This window comes from Pimelobacter simplex (genome assembly GCF_024662235.1).
Taxonomy (GTDB): Bacteria; Actinomycetota; Actinomycetes; order Propionibacteriales; family Nocardioidaceae; genus Nocardioides.
On sequence record NZ_CP096276.1, the window covers coordinates 5,911,192 to 5,927,548 of the forward strand.

At 72.3% G+C, this 16,357-nt stretch carries 15 protein-coding genes; 12 read left to right on the forward strand and 3 right to left on the reverse strand.

The features are described 5' to 3' along the window. Positions 1-4 precede the first annotated feature (4 nt). From M0M48_RS28945 to M0M48_RS28955, 3 genes are all read right to left on the reverse strand, one after another. Positions 5-2,080: a fibronectin type III domain-containing protein gene (locus tag M0M48_RS28945; RefSeq protein ID WP_257753781.1), complete on the reverse strand. Its 2,076-nt coding sequence runs from the start codon at positions 2,078-2,080 to the stop codon at positions 5-7. A gap of 251 nt (positions 2,081-2,331) precedes the next feature. Continuing rightward, positions 2,332-3,573 carry a hypothetical protein gene (locus tag M0M48_RS28950; protein ID WP_257753782.1) on the reverse strand — a complete coding sequence of 414 codons (1,242 nt, stop codon included), beginning with the start codon at positions 3,571-3,573 and terminating at the stop codon, positions 2,332-2,334. Further along, positions 3,570-4,418, reverse strand: coding sequence for an LLM class F420-dependent oxidoreductase (locus M0M48_RS28955; protein ID WP_215813423.1), 849 nt, complete (start codon positions 4,416-4,418; stop codon positions 3,570-3,572). The genes M0M48_RS28950 and M0M48_RS28955 overlap by 4 nt, the downstream gene beginning before the upstream one ends. Positions 4,419-4,522: 104 nt before the next feature. On the opposite strand from M0M48_RS28955, the gene M0M48_RS28960 reads away from it, so the two are divergent. The 12 genes from M0M48_RS28960 to M0M48_RS29015 all read left to right on the forward strand — a co-directional run bounded on the left by M0M48_RS28960 (position 4,523) and on the right by M0M48_RS29015 (position 16,048). Continuing rightward, positions 4,523-5,074: a TetR/AcrR family transcriptional regulator gene (locus M0M48_RS28960; protein ID WP_257753783.1), complete on the forward strand. Its 552-nt coding sequence runs from the start codon at positions 4,523-4,525 to the stop codon at positions 5,072-5,074. Next, positions 5,071-6,291, forward strand: a complete 1,221-nt coding sequence (locus M0M48_RS28965) for a cytochrome P450 (protein ID WP_257753784.1) — start codon at positions 5,071-5,073, stop codon at positions 6,289-6,291. Before M0M48_RS28960 ends, M0M48_RS28965 begins: the two co-directional genes overlap by 4 nt. A 2-nt stretch (positions 6,292-6,293) precedes the next feature. Continuing rightward, complete coding sequence (locus M0M48_RS28970; RefSeq protein ID WP_257753785.1) at positions 6,294-7,070, forward strand: SDR family oxidoreductase; 777 nt, start codon at positions 6,294-6,296, stop codon at positions 7,068-7,070. Continuing rightward, positions 7,067-8,452 carry a cytochrome P450 gene (locus tag M0M48_RS28975; RefSeq protein ID WP_308220354.1) on the forward strand — a complete coding sequence of 462 codons (1,386 nt, stop codon included), beginning with the start codon at positions 7,067-7,069 and terminating at the stop codon, positions 8,450-8,452. The genes M0M48_RS28970 and M0M48_RS28975 overlap by 4 nt, the downstream gene beginning before the upstream one ends. After that, positions 8,449-8,655, forward strand: a complete 207-nt coding sequence (locus tag M0M48_RS28980; protein WP_215813419.1) for a ferredoxin — start codon at positions 8,449-8,451, stop codon at positions 8,653-8,655. Before M0M48_RS28975 ends, M0M48_RS28980 begins: the two co-directional genes overlap by 4 nt. A 1-nt stretch (position 8,656) precedes the next feature. Further along, positions 8,657-9,274 carry a hypothetical protein gene (locus M0M48_RS28985; RefSeq protein ID WP_215813418.1) on the forward strand — a complete coding sequence of 206 codons (618 nt, stop codon included), beginning with the start codon at positions 8,657-8,659 and terminating at the stop codon, positions 9,272-9,274. Beyond that, positions 9,271-10,731 carry an aldehyde dehydrogenase gene (locus M0M48_RS28990; RefSeq protein WP_215813417.1) on the forward strand — a complete coding sequence of 487 codons (1,461 nt, stop codon included), beginning with the start codon at positions 9,271-9,273 and terminating at the stop codon, positions 10,729-10,731. Before M0M48_RS28985 ends, M0M48_RS28990 begins: the two co-directional genes overlap by 4 nt. Beyond that, positions 10,728-11,474, forward strand: coding sequence for an SDR family oxidoreductase (locus M0M48_RS28995; protein WP_257753786.1), 747 nt, complete (start codon positions 10,728-10,730; stop codon positions 11,472-11,474). Before M0M48_RS28990 ends, M0M48_RS28995 begins: the two co-directional genes overlap by 4 nt. After that, on the forward strand, positions 11,471-12,289 hold the full coding sequence (locus tag M0M48_RS29000; RefSeq protein WP_257753787.1) for an NAD(P)-dependent oxidoreductase: 819 nt from the start codon (positions 11,471-11,473) through the stop codon (positions 12,287-12,289). Before M0M48_RS28995 ends, M0M48_RS29000 begins: the two co-directional genes overlap by 4 nt. Beyond that, a complete protein-coding gene (locus tag M0M48_RS29005; protein WP_257753788.1) occupies positions 12,286-12,687 on the forward strand; it encodes a carboxymuconolactone decarboxylase family protein in 402 nt (133 codons plus the stop codon). Before M0M48_RS29000 ends, M0M48_RS29005 begins: the two co-directional genes overlap by 4 nt. Before the next feature lie 26 nt (positions 12,688-12,713). Beyond that, entirely contained in the window at positions 12,714-13,463 is a 750-nt protein-coding gene (locus M0M48_RS29010) for a 4'-phosphopantetheinyl transferase family protein (RefSeq protein ID WP_215813413.1), read from the forward strand. Between the two features lie 305 nt (positions 13,464-13,768). Then, positions 13,769-16,048: an LPXTG cell wall anchor domain-containing protein gene (locus M0M48_RS29015; RefSeq protein WP_257753789.1), complete on the forward strand. Its 2,280-nt coding sequence runs from the start codon at positions 13,769-13,771 to the stop codon at positions 16,046-16,048. Positions 16,049-16,357: the final 309 nt, after the last annotated feature.

The window sequence follows — 16,357 nt, forward strand, 5'->3', positions numbered from 1 at the left end:
GTGCTCATCGGCGGCTCACGACCTTCTTGACCACGCGGGACGCCGCGACGTTCGCCGTACCGGCGTAGTCGACGGTGATCTTGTGCTTGCCCGGACGCAGCTTGGGCAGCTTGACGCTGACGGTGCCGGCGACCTTGCGGGTGGCGACGACGCGGCCGTCGACGCGCACGGTGACGGTGGCGGCGGGCGCGGCGATGTCCGGTACGACGACCCGGATCGCCAGGGTGCGGCGGTCCTTGGACTTCACCTTCGCGGGCAGGCCGGAGACGGACACCGCACTGGTTGTCCGGGCCACGCGGACCGTCGTCGCGGTGGACGTACCGGTCTCGAAGCCCGTCCCGGTGGGGACGAACTGCGCGGTCACGGCGTAGCTGCCGACCGCGAGGTCGCGCGGCAGGGTGAGCGTCGCGGTGCCGTTGGCGATCCGCACGTCCTTGGCCAGGACCCGGCTCCCGGCGCGGAACGTGACCGTGCCGGCCGGCACGGCGCCGGCCACGGGAGCGACGGTGGCGCTCACCTGGACCGGGGTCCGCGTCCCGTAGCGCTGCTGGGGCGTGGTGGCCGTGACGACGGGGACGACCTTGGTCGGCGTCTCCGGCTCGGTGGGCTGCTCACCCGGGACGGCGACCTCGGGCAGGTCCGGACGGCCGATCCCGCCGCGGGTCGAGCCCGGGCCGGACGCTCGCGGCGACGTGTCGGTGGTGACGAGCTTGGTGCCGTCGGCGCCCTTGGCGATGGTGAACGCGTCGACCATCTGGCCCGAGACGTTCCAGCTCTCCACGTGCATCTCGCCGTCGGTGACGTCGACGAGCTGGTAGAGCTGGGTGTTGGCGAGCGAGGTGCGCAGGTGCGCGCCGTTCTGGGTCCAGTTGTTGTTGGAGACGGGGTCGATCAGGTAGTACTTCGGGCCGGCCACCGAGACCATGTAGACCGGTCCCTTGTTGCTCTTGGCGGCGCTCGCACCGGCCGGCAGGCCGGACTCGTTGGCGACGAGGTTGCCGCGCCCGTAGGCGTGGTCGTGGCCCTGGGCGACGAGGTCGACGTCGTACTTCTCGAAGAGGGGCAGCCAGGCGTCGCGGATCGCGGCGTTGTTGCGGCCCGAGCTCACCGAGAACACCGGGTGGTGGAAGGTGACGACGGTCCACTTGCTCGGGTTGTTCTTCAGCGCCTCCTCGAGCCAGGCCGTCTGCGCGGCGAAGGCCTCGGGGTCACCGGGGAAGTTGCTGTTGAGCGCGATGAAGCGGACGCCCTGGTAGTCGGTGTAGTAGACGTTCTCCGCGTAGAGCTGGGAGATCCGGTTCGTCGTGTCCGGCCCGTTGCGGGGGTACTCGAACTGCGCGCCCCAGTGCTCGGCGAGCTCGGGGCCCGGGTAGTACTCGTGGTTGCCGGCGGCGGCGATCACGTTCATCGAGCCGTTGGACCAGCCCGCGGCACCGAACCACTCGCCCCACTCGGCGTCCGAGTCGTCGGTGTCGATCAGGTCGCCGGCGTGCAGCACCGCCTTGGCGTACGGGCGCGCCTCGTACGCCGCGCGGAAGGTCCGCGAGACGTAGGACTTGATGTCGTTCTGGGCGTCGCCCTGGACGATGAACGAGAACGGCGCATTGCCGGCGCGGGCGGTCTCGAACTCGAGCCACTCGCTCCAGGTGTCGCCGTCGCCGACCCGGTAGAGGTACGTCGTGCCGGGCTGCAGGCCGGTCAGCGACGCCGAGTGCTGGCGCACGTCGTACCCGAGGTCGGCGGTGAAGGTGGTCGACGTGGCGTCGACGGTGCTGCTCGGGCGGGCCACGCCGGTGCCGGCCAGCGTGAGCTGGACCTTGGGCGTGGTGACCGCGGCCGAGGTGCGCCACGAGACGTTCTGCGAGGTGGTGGGATCGGTGGTCGGCGTGAGCACGATCCGGTCCGGTACGACGAGCGGTGCGTGCACCACCTTCGGGTCCACGGCCGGCGGGGCGAGGCCGCCTCCGGTCGCGGCCCAGACCAGGCCGGCGCCGGCGGCCAGCGAGAGCGCGAGGCCGCCGGCCACGACGGCCGGTCGCCTGCGCCACCGGGAGCGGTGCTGTCGGGATGAGGGGGTCATGGGGGGTGTGTCCTCCATCGGGTGCCGTCAGGCCATGACGGCGTACAGGGGGTGTGCCATCGGTCCCGAGACAGCACGCAGTCCCCGGACGCCGAGGCGTGCGGGGACCGCGAGATGGCCGGAAGCTAGCAGCGCGAAATGAACTTTTGGTGAGCCTTCAGGGCGCCTCAGGCGGGGCCAGGCGTGGGCGTCACCGGGTGTTCATGCGGAGGGGGCGCAGGCTTCAGCTGAAGCTCGCCGGAGGTTGGGGCTCAGACGACGGTGAGGGGCAGCGAGCGGCGCGGCTCGAAGGCGAAGGTCGCGCCGGTGCTGAACCGGGTGACGGCGACCTCGTCGGCCTCCGGGCGGGCGGCATCGTCGCGGGTGACGGCGACCTGCCAGCCGCCGCCCGGCTCGCCGCTGACCACGGCGTCGAGGTGCGGGTCGACGGCGTGCGTGATCGCGCGGAGGGCCTCGGGCCAGTCCGGACCGCACAGGGAGATCCAGGCGGCGTCCTCGTCGGCGGGGCCGGAGGTCACGGTGATCGCGTCCGGTCCGGCCGTGGCCGCGACGTAGGCCGCCGGGTTGAGCAGCGGGTGCAGCCAGATCGCGCGGAGGGCGCCGGCGGGGTCGCGGGACAGGTCCAGGGCGCGGGCGAGGCGCTCGGCGCCGATGCCGGCGATGCCGATGAGCTGCTTGCGGCGCAGCTTGACCAGCTCGGCGTCGGTCTCGACGCGCTCGGCGACGGCGAGCGCGAACGAGCGGTCGAGCAGGTGCATCTGGAGGCAGACCTCGTCGGCGATCCGGACCAGCGCGGAGTGCGAGAAGGCGGTGAAGTCGACGTCCGAGAGCAGGGGGCCGGCGTAGTCGGCGGCGCCCTCGTCGGCCGGGTCGATGGGGGCGAGCGTCAGCGTCGCCGCGCGGGAGCGCTCGTTGACGGCGAGGGCGGGGACCGGCTCCGGCTCCGGGTACGACGGGTCGATGGTCACCGTCCAGGCGCAGTGCGGGTGCCGGTCGGCGGGCGTGCGCGGCGGGCGGTGGATCGGCCGCACCTGCGCGTGCGGGTTGGTCGCGATCGCGGTCGCGTCGAAGGTCGGGTCCTCGATGTCGTGGCACATGCCGCGCACGTAGTCCTCGCCCATCGGCTCCACGTCCATCAGCGCGCCGCAGTGGTCGAGCCGGAACTCGCCGTGCCACGCGTCGTGGACGGTGTAGCGGAAGTCCATGAACTGCGGCGGGGCGCCGATGTCGAGCTGCAGCCCCTTGAAGATCGTGACGACGTCGCCCTGCCCGGCCACCGCGGGGGCGTACCCGAGCGCCTCCTGCATCCGGCGGGTGTAGATGGGGCTGGCCGCGGCCCACTCCTCGATCGCGACCTGGAGCATCTCGTCGCGGCCGAACGCCGCGATGCACCAGGCCATGCCGGAGCGGTCGATGAGCTGGCCCATGAGGAGCAGCTCGGGGACGAGCGTGGCGAGCTCGTCGCGCGACAGCGCGGCGTACCGGCTCGTCACGCGCTGAGTCCGAGCCGTCCGGAGAGCTTGTCGAGGTAGGTCAGCACGGCGGACTCGTCGCTGTCCGGGACGCCCCAGATCAGCTCGGACGCCCCGGCCGCGGTCCAGTCGGCGAAGTCCTCGGCCGCGGGCCGCTTCGCGACCAGGACCCGGACGTCGGGCTCGCCCTCGCGCCCGGCCTCGGCCCACTCCTTGCGCAGCAGCTCGGCGCCGGCCGCCACCTCGGTCGAGGTCGGCGTGGTCATCCAGCCGTCGGCGTGGGCGGCGATCCACTTCATCGTCTTGGGGCCGGCGCCGGCGCCGATGATCACCGGGATCCGGCCCTGCGGGGGCTTCGGGTAGGCCCAGCTCGGGCCGAACGAGACGAACTCGCCGTCGTACGACGCCTCCTCCTGCGTCCACAGCGCGCGCATGGCGTCGAGGTACTCCGCCAGGACGGTACGGCGCTTGCCCGCGGGCACGTGGTGGTCGGTGAGCTCGTCGGTGTTCCAGCCGAAACCGGCGCCGATGGTGACCCGGCCGCCGGAGAGGTGGTCGAGCGTGGCCAGCGTCTTGGCGAGCGTGATCGGGTCGGACTCGACCGGCAGGGCGACCGCGGTGGACAGGCCGATCCGCTCGGTGACGGCGGCGCAGGTGGCCAGCGAGACCCACGGGTCGAGCGTGCGCAGGTAGCGGTCGTCGGGGAGGTCCTCGCCGCCGGTCGGGTGGAGGGCGTCGCGGCGCACCGGGATGTGGGTGTGCTCGGGGACGTAGATCGTGTCGAAGCCCCGCTCCTCGGCCGCCTGGGCGAGACGGGCCGGCGTGATGCCGCGGTCGGAGGTGAAGAGGACGATGCCGTTGCGCATGGCCCCACAATAGGAACGTGTTCTAGAAATGTCTTGCGCCCGCCGAGAACGTCTCCTATGTTGGACACGTGTCCAGTCAAGTGTTCGAGACGCCGCGTCAGGGTTTGAACCGGCGCCAGGCCGAGACCGTCGAGCGGTTGCTGACCGCGGGTCTGGCCGAGCTGCGCGCGGTGGGCCACGAGGCGCTGACCATCCGCACGGTCGCCCAGCGCGCGGGGGTCTCGCCGGCCACGGCGTACACCTACCTCGCCTCGAAGAACCACCTCTTCGCCGAGCTGTTCTGGCGCCACCTCAGCGGCGCCCGGCTCCGGGTGAGCGGCGACGGTACGGCGGTCCAGCGGCTCCAGGCGACGATGCGCGCCCTCACCGCGCGGATCGTCGAGGAGCCCGAGCTCGCCGCCGCCGTGACGCCGGCCCTGCTCGGCACCGACCCCGACGTCGCCCGGCTGCGGCTCAAGATCGGCGGGGAGTTCCTGGCCCGCTTCGAGTCGGCGCTGGGTGAGCCCGGCACGCCTGCCGACCCCGCCGTGCTCGACGTGCTGGTGCTGACCTTCTCCGGTGCGCTGCTCCAGGCCGGGATGGGCCTGCTGACCTACGACCAGATCGCCGAGCAGCTCGTCTCGGCGGTCGCCGTGATCCTGCGAGGCAACTCATGAGCACCGCGACCGGGCTGCGCTTCGACCCCTACGACTACGCCTTCCAGGACGACCCGTACCCGACGTACCAGCGGCTGCGCGACGAGGCGCCCGTCCACCACGCGGCCGCCGACGACCTGTGGGTCGTCTCCCGGCACGCCGACGTGTTCGCGGTGCTGCGCGACGACGAGACGTTCTCGAACCGGATGGGCGTCTCGCTCGACGCCAGCGCGTGGAGCCCCGACGCGCACCGGGTGATGTCCTTCCTCGCGCTCGACGGCGCCGAGCAGTCGCGCATCCGCCGGCTCGTCTCGGCCGCCTTCACGCCGCGCCGGGTGCGCGAGCTGACCCCCGAGGTGCAGGCGCTCACCGAGCACTACCTCGCGACCACGCTGGAGCGCAGCGCCGACGGCGACGCGGACTGGATCCGCGACCTCGCCGGCAAGCTCCCGATGGACGTCATCTCCGAGATGATGGGCGTCCCGGTCCCCGACCGGGACGAGGTACGCCGCCTGGCCGACCTCGTCGTGCACCGCGAGGACGGCGTCCGCGACGTGCCGCAGGCCGGCATGGAGGCCTCCATCGAGCTGATGACCTACTACGCCGCGATGGTCAAGGAGCGCCGGGCGGCGCCGACCGACGACCTCACCTCGGCGCTGGTCGCGGCCGAGGTCGACGGCGATCGGCTGCGCGACGGCGAGATCATGGCGTTCCTCTTCCTGATGGTCGTCGCCGGGAACGAGACGACGACCAAGCTGCTGGGCAACGCGCTCTTCCACCTCGCGGCCGACCCCGGCCAGCGGGCGCAGGTGCTCGCCGACCCGGACCTGGTCGCGCCGTGGATCGAGGAGACGCTGCGCCACGACACCTCGAGCCAGATGCTCGCGCGCCACGTCGAGCGCGACACCGAGATCGGCGGCACCCCGGTCCCCGCGGGCGCCAAGGCGCTCGTGCTGCTGGGCTCGGCCAACCGCGACGAGCGCGTCTTCACCGACCCCACGTCGTACGACGTGCGCCGGGACAAGGCCGAGCTGGCCCAGATCCTGAGCTTCGGCACCGGCCGGCACTTCTGCCTCGGTGCCAACCTGGCCCGGCTCGAGGCGCGCGTCGTCCTCGACGAGCTCGTCCGCCGGGTCGCCGACCTGGAGGTGCACGCCGAGCGTGCCGTCCGGGTGCGCTCCACGAGCGTGCGCGGGTTCGCCTCGCTCCCCGTCACCTTCACCCCCCGGAGGTCATGACCATGGGCAAGTACGACCAACCGGTACGACGGCCGGCGGCGGTCGCCGGCGCGTCCTCCGGGATCGGCGCCGAGACCGCGCGATCCCTGGCTGCGGTGGGGTTCCCGGTCGCGCTGGGCGCGCGCCGCCTCGACCGCTGCGAGGAGGTCGCCGCCGAGATCCGCAACGCCGGGGGAGAGGCGGTCGCGCACCAGCTCGACGTCGCCTCCGACGAGTCGGTCGCCACGTTCGCCGCCAAGGCGGCCGCCGACCTCGGCGACATCGAGGTCGTGGTCAGCAATGCCGCGCTGATCGGCCCCGGCGCACTGCTGGAGACCGACAGCTCGCGGCTGGCCGACGAGGTCGACGTCAACCTGCTCGGCCCGCACCGGCTGGTCCGGGCGTTCGTGCCCGGCATGGTCGAGCGCCGCCGCGGCGACATCGTGTTCGTCTCCTCGGACGTCGCCCTGCGGGCGCGGCCGTTCATGGGCGGCTACAGCGCCACCAAGGCCGGTCTGGAGGGGCTCGTCGCCTCGCTCCAGATGGAGCTCGAGGGCACCGGCGTGCGGGCATCCGTCGTCCGGCCGGGGCCGACCTGGAGCGAGATGGGCATGGACTGGTCGCCCGAGGCGGCGGCCAAGGTCCTCAACGAGTGGCTCAAGTGGGGCCACGCCCGGCACTCGCACTTCCTCAAGGCGTCGGCCATCGCCGACGTCATCACCTCCGTCGTCAGCGCGCCGCGGGGCGTCCACCTGAGCCCCGTCGACGTCAACCCCGAAGCACCTGTGGAGCGATCGTGAGCCTTGCCGACATCCCCGAGGTCTCGATCGTCCTCGACGACCAGGGCCCCGACGTGCCCGCGATCATCAAGGGCACCGGCCACCTGCCGGAGATGCGGGTCGACCCGATCGGGCTCTTCGACCGGGTGCGGGCCGAGTGCGGGGACGTCGGCCGGTTCCGGATCGCCGACAAGGACGTCGTCCTGGTCACCGGCGCCGAGGCCAACGAGGCGTTCTTCCGGGCCCCGGAGGACGTGCTCGACCAGGCGGCGGCGTACCCCTTCATGACGCCGATCTTCGGCAAGGGCGTGGTCTTCGACGCCTCGCCCGAGGAGCGCCAGCAGATGCTCAAGAACCAGGCGCTGCGCGGCGAGCAGATGCGCGGGCACGCCCAGACGATCGAGGCCGAGATCCGCCGCATGGTGGCGGACTGGGGCGACGAGGGCGAGATCGACCTGCTCGACTTCTTCGCCGAGCTGACGATCTACACGACCTCCTCCTGCCTGGTCGGCAAGCCGTTCCGCGAGGAGCTCGACAGCTCGTTCGCGCACCACTACCACGAGCTGGAGCGCGGCACCGACGCCATCGCGTACGTCGACCCCTATGCCGACATCGAGTCCTTCGCGCTGCGCGATGCCGCGCGGGTGCGGCTGGTCGCGCTGGTGCAGGACATCATCGACCGCCGCCGCGAGCGCGGCACCGTGGCCAAGGAGGAGCGCGACCTCCTCGACGTCCTCATCTCGATCGACATGAACGCCGACACCATCACGGGCATCTTCATCTCGATGATGTTCGCCGGGCACCACACGTCCTCGGGCACGGCGTCCTGGGCGATGATCGAGCTGCTCCGCCACCCGTCCGTCATGGCGGACGTCGTCGGCGAGCTCGACGCGCTCTATGGAACCGACGCAGCCGACGGCACTGGTCCTGTTGAGGTGTCCTTCCAGGCGCTGCGCTCGATCCCCGTGCTGGAGGCGGTGCTCAAGGAGACCCTGCGGCTGCACCCGCCGCTCATCATCCTGATGCGGCTGGTCCAGGAGGACTTCGAGCTGCTCGGCCGCACGATCCCGGCGGGCACGCTCATCGCGGCCTCGCCCAAGGTGTCCAACCGGATCGAGGCCGACTTCCCCTCGGCTGATGCGTTCGACCCGGGCCGCTACATCGACCCGCGGCAGGAGGACCTCCAGAACCGCTGGACCTGGATCCCCTTCGGCGCCGGCAAGCACCGCTGCGTCGGCAACGCCTTCGCGATGATGCAGATGAAGGCGATCTTCTCGGTGATCCTGCGCGACTTCGAGTTCGAGACGGCCCAGCCCGCCGACTCCTACCGCGACGACTGCTCCAAGATGGTGATCCAGCTCGAGCAGCCGTGCCGGGTCCGCTACCGCCGGCGGTCACGATGAGCTTCCGGGTCGTCGCCGACACCACGGTGTGCCAGGGCCACCAGCTCTGCCAGGGCGAGGCCCCCGACGTGTTCGGGTTCGACAGCGCCGACGACGTGGTCACCCTGCTCGACGAGCACCCCGGCGAGGAACGGCGTACCGACGTCGCCACCGCCGTGAAGTACTGCCCTGCCTTCGCCCTTTCGATCGAGGAGACCGACTGACATGAGTGACCTGACCCGTGCGGAGATCGAGGAGTTCTGGGACTCCTGGCTGGAGATCAACCGCGAGGCCGAGCGCACCGGCGACTGGCGGGTGATGGCCGAGTGGTTCGCCGAGGACGCCACCTACGGCTGGATGTACTCCCACGACGAGCACTTCATGGCGGTCGGCCGGGACCAGATCCGGGACTGGGCGATCGGCATCGAGATGGACGGTCTGGACGGCTGGCACTACGACTACGTGTGCACGGTGATCGACGAGAAGAAGGCGATGATCGTCGGCTTCTGGAAGCAGCGCTCGGGCATCCTCGACGACAACGGCGAGGAGTACGAGATCCTCGGGCTCGGCGGTTCGTGGTTCGGTGTCGAGCGGCAGACCTCCGGGGCGGACGCCGGTCAGGTCAAGATCGCCTGGCAGCGCGACTGGTTCGACATGCCCTCGACCGCCCACACCTTCCTGTCGATCATCGAGGCGGGCAAGGCGCCCGACACGCTGCTCAAGCGGATGTCGGTCACCGGTCACGACGTGCCCGGCCACTACCGGCGCAAGGACCTGCCCTCGACGGTGTGGCCGCCGCCCGTCGAGCGCGGCGACTACGTCACCCAGGAGCCCGTGCGATGACGGCACTGCCGCCTCCGGCGCAGCAGCTCATCGACGGCAAGCTCGTCGCGGCGTCGTCCGGTGCGACCTACGCGATCGTGAATCCCGCGACAGGACAGGAGATCGGGGTCGCCCCCGACGGCACCGCCGACGACGTGGACGCCGCGATCGCCGCAGCCCGGCGGGCGTTCGACGAGTCGGACTGGTCGACGGACCTGGCGCTGCGGGTGCGCTGCCTGCGTCAGCTCCACACCGCGCTGCTCGACCACGCCGACGCCTTCCGCGCGCTGACCACGGCCGAGGTGGGGATGCCGGGCTTCATGATGGGCGCGGCCGGGTTCGACGTACCGGTCGACGGGCTGAAGTGGGTCACCGACCTCGCCGAGACCTATGCGTTCGAGACCGACCTCGGGGTGGCCGCGCCCATGGGCATCCCCTCTCGTCGCACCGTACGACGCGAGCCGGTCGGCGTCGTCGCCGCGATCACGCCGTGGAACGTGCCCACGCAGATCAACCTCGCCAAGGTCGGCCCGGCGCTCGCGGCCGGCTGCACCGTGGTCCTCAAGCCCGCCCCGGACACCCCGTGGGTGGCGGCCGAGCTCGGCCGCCTCGTCGCCGAGCACACCGACATCCCGGCCGGCGTCTTCAACGTGGTGACGCCGCGCGCCAACGACGTGGCCGCCGTGCTGGCCACCGACCCGCGCGTCGACATGGTCTCCTTCACCGGCTCGACCGGCGTGGGCCGCGCGATCATGGCCGCCGCCGCGCCCACCCTCAAGAAGGTCTTCCTCGAGCTGGGCGGCAAGTCCGCCGCGATCGCGCTCGACGACGCCGACGTCGCCGCGGTGGCGGGCGCGACCGCCTTCGCCGCGTGCATCCACGCCGGTCAGGGCTGCGCGATCACCACGCGGCTCGTCGTCCCCCGCGACCGGTACGACGAGGCGGTCACCGTCGCCGCCCAGACGATGGAGTCCATCGGGGCCAAGGACCCGGCCGACCCGGGCGCGATCTGCGGCCCGGTCATCTCGGCCGTGCAACGCGACCGGGTGGCGGCGTACTTCGACGTCGCGGTCGCCGAGGGCGGCCGGTTCGCCACCGGAGGCGCGGTGATCGACCAGCCCGGGTTCTGGGTGCAGCCGACCGTCGTGGCCGGCCTCGACAGCTCCTCGCGCCTGGCGCAGGAGGAGATCTTCGGCCCGGTGCTCGTCGTGCTCCCGCACGACGGCGACGACGACGCGGTGCGGATCGCGAACGACTCGGCCTACGGCCTCTCCGGCTCGGTCGACTCCGGCTCGCTGGAGCGCGCCAAGGCCGTCGCGGCACGGATCCGGACCGGCACGCTCGCGGTCAACGGCGGCGTGTGGTTCAGCCCCGACGCCCCCTTCGGGGGCTACAAGCAGTCCGGCGTGGGCCGGGAGATGGGTGTCGCCGGGTTCGAGGAGTACCTGGAGACCAAGACGATTGCGGAGCCGGCATGAGATTCGAGAACAAGGTCGTCGTCGTCACGGGCGCGGCGCAGGGCATCGGCGAGGCCTACGCCAAGGCGCTCGCCGCCGAGGGTGCGGCCGTCGTGGTCGCCGACGTCAACACCGAGGCGGGTGAGCAGGTCGCGAAGCAGATCGAGACCGACGGCGGGCAGGCGCTGTTCGTGCGCTGCGACGTGTCGTCGGCGGAGTCGGCGCAGGCCCTGGTCGCCGCGACCGTCGAGCGCTTCGGCGGCATCGACGCCCTGGTCAACAACGCGGCGATCTACGGCGCGATGGAGTTCGACCTCCTCATCAGCGTGGACTGGGACTACTACCGCCGCTTCATGAGCGTCAACATGGACGGCGCGCTCGTGATGACCCGGGCGGTCTACCCCGAGATCCAGAAGCGCGGCGGCGGCGCGATCGTCAACCAGTCGAGCACCGCGGCGTACCTCTACTCGGGCTTCTACGGGCTGGCCAAGGTCGGCGTCAACGGGCTCACCCAGCAGCTCGCGCACGAGCTCGGCGGGATGAGGATCCGGGTCAACGCGATCGCTCCGGGGCCGACGGACACCGAGGCGACGCGCGTCCAGGCGGGCGATGCGGCCAAGGAGCTGGTCAAGAACCTCGCGCTCAAGCGGATGGGGTCGGTCGACGACATGGTCGGCGCCTGCCTCTTCCTGCTCTCCGACGAGGCGTCGTGGGTGACCGGCCAGATCCTCGCGGTCGACGGCGGCCAGACCTTCCGCGCATGAGCGCCCCGGTCCGCGTCGGCTTCGTCGGCCTCGGCAACATCGGCAAGCCGATGGCGCTGCGGCTCGCGGCGGCGCCCGGCATCGACCTCCACGTGCACGACGTCGCGTCCGAGCCCGTCGCCGAGCTCGTCGCGGCGGGTGCCACCGCGCCCGGCTCGGTCGCCGCGCTGGCGGCCGCGGTCGACGTGGTGTGCGTGATGGTCCGCGACGACGAGCAGGTCCGCGCGGTCGCCGCCGAGGTGCCGGCCGAGACGGTGCTGGTGATCCACTCGACGGTCGCGCCCGGCACGCCCGCCGAGCTGGCGGAGGGACGCCGGGTGCTCGACGCCCCGGTCAGCGGCGGCCCGATGGGTGCGGCCGACGGCAGCCTGGCGATCATGGTCGGCGGTGCGGAGGACGCCTTCGCCGCGGCCCGCCCGGCCCTCGACGTGATGGGCGCCAAGGTGGTCCACGCGGGCCCGGTCGGCGCCGGCACCCGGATGAAGCTTGCCCGCAACCTCATCCACTTCGTCGCGTTCACCGCGGTCACCGAGGCCCAGCGGCTCGCCGAGGCCGCGGGCCTCGACCTGGTCGCGCTCGGGGACGTCGTGCGCCACACCGACGCCATCACCGGCGGTCCCGGCGCGATCATGTACCGCGAGACGACGGCGCCGATCGCGCCCGACGACTTCTGGCACGGCGTCTTCACCCACGTGACCGCGCTGGGGGAGAAGGACCTCGGCCTCGCGATCGCGCTGGCCGACGAGCTCGGTGTCGACGTACCACTGGCACGCGAGGCGCTGCCGCGCCTCGGGAAGGGACTGGGACTGCGATGAGCGACGAGACCGACAAGTTCGCCGGCCTGCCGGAGGCGCGGGCGCGGGGTCTGCGCAAGATGGAGCAGGTCTACGGCTTCGACATGACCGACGGCACGGGCGACTTCTTCCGCTACACCGCCGACCACCTCTTCGCCGACATCTGGGAGCGGCCCGGGCTCACCGATCGGGACCGCCGGCTGCTCCTGATCGGGATGCTCGCCGGGCAGGGTGCCGCCGACGTGCTCGGCATCCAGGTCCCGGCCGCGCACGCCGCGGGCGAGCTCGACGACGAGGCGCTGCGCGAGATCGTGGTCTTCCTCAGCCACTACGCCGGCTGGCCGCAGGGTGCGCGGCTCAACTCGATCGTCGAGGAGACGATCGCCAAGGCGCGGCGTCACCGCGGCGACCGGGACTGACCGCCCTCTTGTTAGCCTCGGGAGCGATGAGGCGCGAAGCAGCAGAGGCGGTCCCGGACCAGGCAGCGGTCCCGGTCTCCCCGGTGACCCTGGAGTCCCTGCTGGTCGCCCCCGGCCGGCCCGCCGACGACGCCGCGCGCCTGGGCGTGTGGCTGGTCGACACCGAGCGGGTCGGCGACGACGAGCTCGAGGCCGGCCGCGCCTGGCTCGACGAGGGCGAGCGCGCGCAGGCGTCGTCGTACGTCCGGGCGGAGCTGCGCCGGGCCTACGAGATCGCCCACGCGGCGGCGCGCCTGGTGGTCGGCGCCGCGACCGGCCTCGCACCCCAGGACGTCGTCTGGGGCCGCCACGCGTGCCCCGGCTGCGGTGAGCCGCACGGCCGTCCGCGGGCCGAGGGCGCTCCCGTGGAGTTCTCGCTCTCCCACACGCCCGGCCAGGTCCTCGTCGCGGTCGCCGATGTCCCCGTCGGCGTCGACGTCGAGCGCCACCCCGACGACCCGGTCGCCCTGGCCAAGCTGCTGCACCCGCGCGAGATCGAGGAGATCGAGGCGGCCGCGCAGGGCACGCTCGACGGCGGCCGCGCCACCGTCCGGTTCACCCGCGCGTGGGCACGTACCGAGGCCTACCTCAAGGGGATCGGCATCGGGCTGGGCCGCGACCCGCACCTGGACTACCTCGGCACCGACCAGGCTCCTGGTCGCCGGCTGGGGGAGTGGTCGGTCCGCGACGTCGCCGTGCCCGAGGGCTACGGCGCCGCGGTCGCGCTCGTCGGCTGACCCGCCTCCCCCGCACCGGACGGGCCGTGGCCCAGGTCACGGTCAAGGTTAAATTCTCCGCCGGGGAGCGGTCTTTACCCCAAAACCGCCATGACCCGGGACCTAAGTCCCTACTCTGCAAGTGGGTCTGGCCGCCACCTCCGCTCGGGAGCTGACAGCGGCCAGAGGGAGAGCTCAGGAAACCCGTCGGCGGTGGGGCGCGGACGGAGGCCCGGTGCTCCTCCTCTTGGTGCTCGGACACCGCCCGCTCGCAGACGTTCCGACTGGTCGCGGTCCCCACAGCGCGATGCCTGGGGGTTTGACCCATGAAGTCTGAAACAGCGCTCCATCCGTGGCGCAAGGGGCGGAAGATCGCACTGCTGCTTCCCGCCGTGCTGCTCGCCTCCACCGCCTTCGCGGCGCCCGCGCTCGCGGACGACGTCGACTCCGACCCCGGCACGCCCGCGGTCAGCGAGACGCCCGCGCCCGGGCCGGCCCCGGCGCCCGACCCGAAGCCGGCGCCGAAGCCCGAGCCGAAGCCGGACCCGAAGCCCGCGCCCAAGCCCGACCCGAAGCCGGACCCGAAGCCCGCGGACGAGCCCGCGCCGGCTGCTCCGGACGCTCCTGCGGCCCCGGCCGAGACGCCCGCGCCCGCGCCGGCGCCCACGGCGTCCGCCAAGAAGACGGCCTCCGTCGCGAACCCGTCGGCCGGCACCCTGCTCGGCGCCGCCTCCGTGGACGAGCCGAACGAGAAGAAGGTCGTCGTCTGCAAGTACGTGTCCACGCCGCCCGGCGTGCTGCACCACATCATCATCCCGAGCGTGAACTCGCTGCCGGGCTTCCCGGGCACCTTCCCGTGGGCCTTCGCGGACGCGCAGATCTCGGTCGCGATCCGGTACGCCAACGTCGGGGAGCAGGCGCACGACGTCCCGCTCTCGGACTGCCCGACCCAGATCGCCAAGCCGGTCGTCCCGGTCGTCGACGACTGCGGTCCCGGCAACGCGGTCTACGGCGTGATCCCGGCCGGCAGCTACACGGCCGTGCGCAACCCCGACGGCTCGATCACCCTCACCGCCGACGCGGGCTACCTGTTCTTCGGCGGGTTCAAGACGGTGAGCCTCCCGCCGCCGGTCGAGACCAACACCGCGGCCTGCCCGCAGCCGGCGGAGATCACCCCACCCGTGCTGACGACCACCGACGAGTGCGGTCCGGGCAACGCCCACTACGACCCGGTCCCGGCGAGCCCCGACTACACCTCCGTGGTCAATCCGGACGGCAGCGTCACGCTCACCGCGGTCGCGCCGGCCACGTTCCCGGGCGGCCAGGCGACGCACACCTACCCGGCGCCCGTCGACAGCAACGTCGCCTGCCCGGTCAACGAGAAGAAGGTCGTCGTCTGCAAGTACGTCTCCACCCCCGGCGGCGTGCTCGACCACATCATCATCGTCAGCGTCAACACGCTCAAGGACTTCCCGGACCCCCCGGTGTTCCCGTGGCCGTTCCCGGACGCCCAGGACTCGGTGGCGATCCGCTTCGCGCAGCCCGGTGAGCAGGCGCACGACGTCAGCGACGTGGAGTGCCCGCAGGCGATCACCCCGCCGCAGGTGCCGGTGACCGACGACTGCGGTCCGGGCAACGCCGTGTACGGCGAGGTCCCGCCGGGGCACTACACCGTCACCCGCAACCCCGACGGCAGCATCACGCTGACCGCCGACGCCGGCTGGACGTTCCCCGGCGGCGCGCCGACGTACGAGTACCCGGTGCCGACGGACAGCAATGTCGGCTGCCCGGCAGCGACCATCACGCCGCCGGAGCTGCTGGTGACCGACGACTGCGGTCCCGGCAACGCCGTCTACGGTGAGGTGCCGCCGAGCCCCGGCTACACGGTGACCCGCAACCCGGACCGCAGCATCACGCTGACGGCCGTGGGGAACACCGAGTTCCCGGGCGGCGAGTCGACGTACACCTACCCGGCGCCGACGGACAGCAACGTGGCCTGCCCGGCGACGATCCCGCCGCCCGATGTCGACGTGCTCGACCCGTGCGGGCCGGACAACGCCGTCTACGGCGAGGTTCCGGAGAACCCGGGCTACACGGTGACCCGCAACGAGGACGGCAGCATCACGCTGACGGCCGTGGGCAACACCGAGTTCCCCGGCGGTGAGTCGACGTACACCTACCCGGTGCCGTCGGAGACCAACACCGAGGCCTGCCCGGTCGACGGTCGCGCGGTGGTCTGCTCGATCCCGATGGACTCGCAGGTGTCGGCGCGACGGGCCGACATCCCGGGCACGATCCTGATCCTCGATCTCGCGGACCTGATCGCCAAGGGCTTCGCCGGGGTCTACCCGTTCACCTACACCGAGGGCGGCGTCGAGTACGACGTCATCCGCGCCGCGGCGCCGGGGGAGACCGCCGACCAGGTCACCGGCATCACCTGCGGTGTCGCCGGGGTCACCACCAACCACCCGCCGAAGACGCCGGGCGAGGTCGCCGGCACCGGCCTGCCCAACACGGGCGGTCCGGCCGGCTGGCTGATCCCGACCGGCCTGGCGATGGTCCTCGCGGGAGCCGTGCTGGTGCTGCTCCGGCGGCGTGAGGCCTGAGGCCTGACCGGCTGAACCCCACCCACAGCACCGAGCCCGTGCCGACGACGTCGGCACGGGCTCGGTGTGTTGTTCGGTGTTCGTTCGGTACTGCGTGTCGGGTGCCCCTTCTCGGGGCGGGTCAGCGTCGAGCGATCGCCACGCCCGCGAGCAGGAGCACGATGAACCACATGATCCCTGCGGCAATCCACATCACGTAGACATAGACGCGGCAGCAGGCCGATCGGTTGCCGTGCCGCGCCAACGAGGGCGTGTCTCCCCAGTCCGCGCCTGCTGCGCGGACTTGGGAGACACGCCCTAGATGTACCC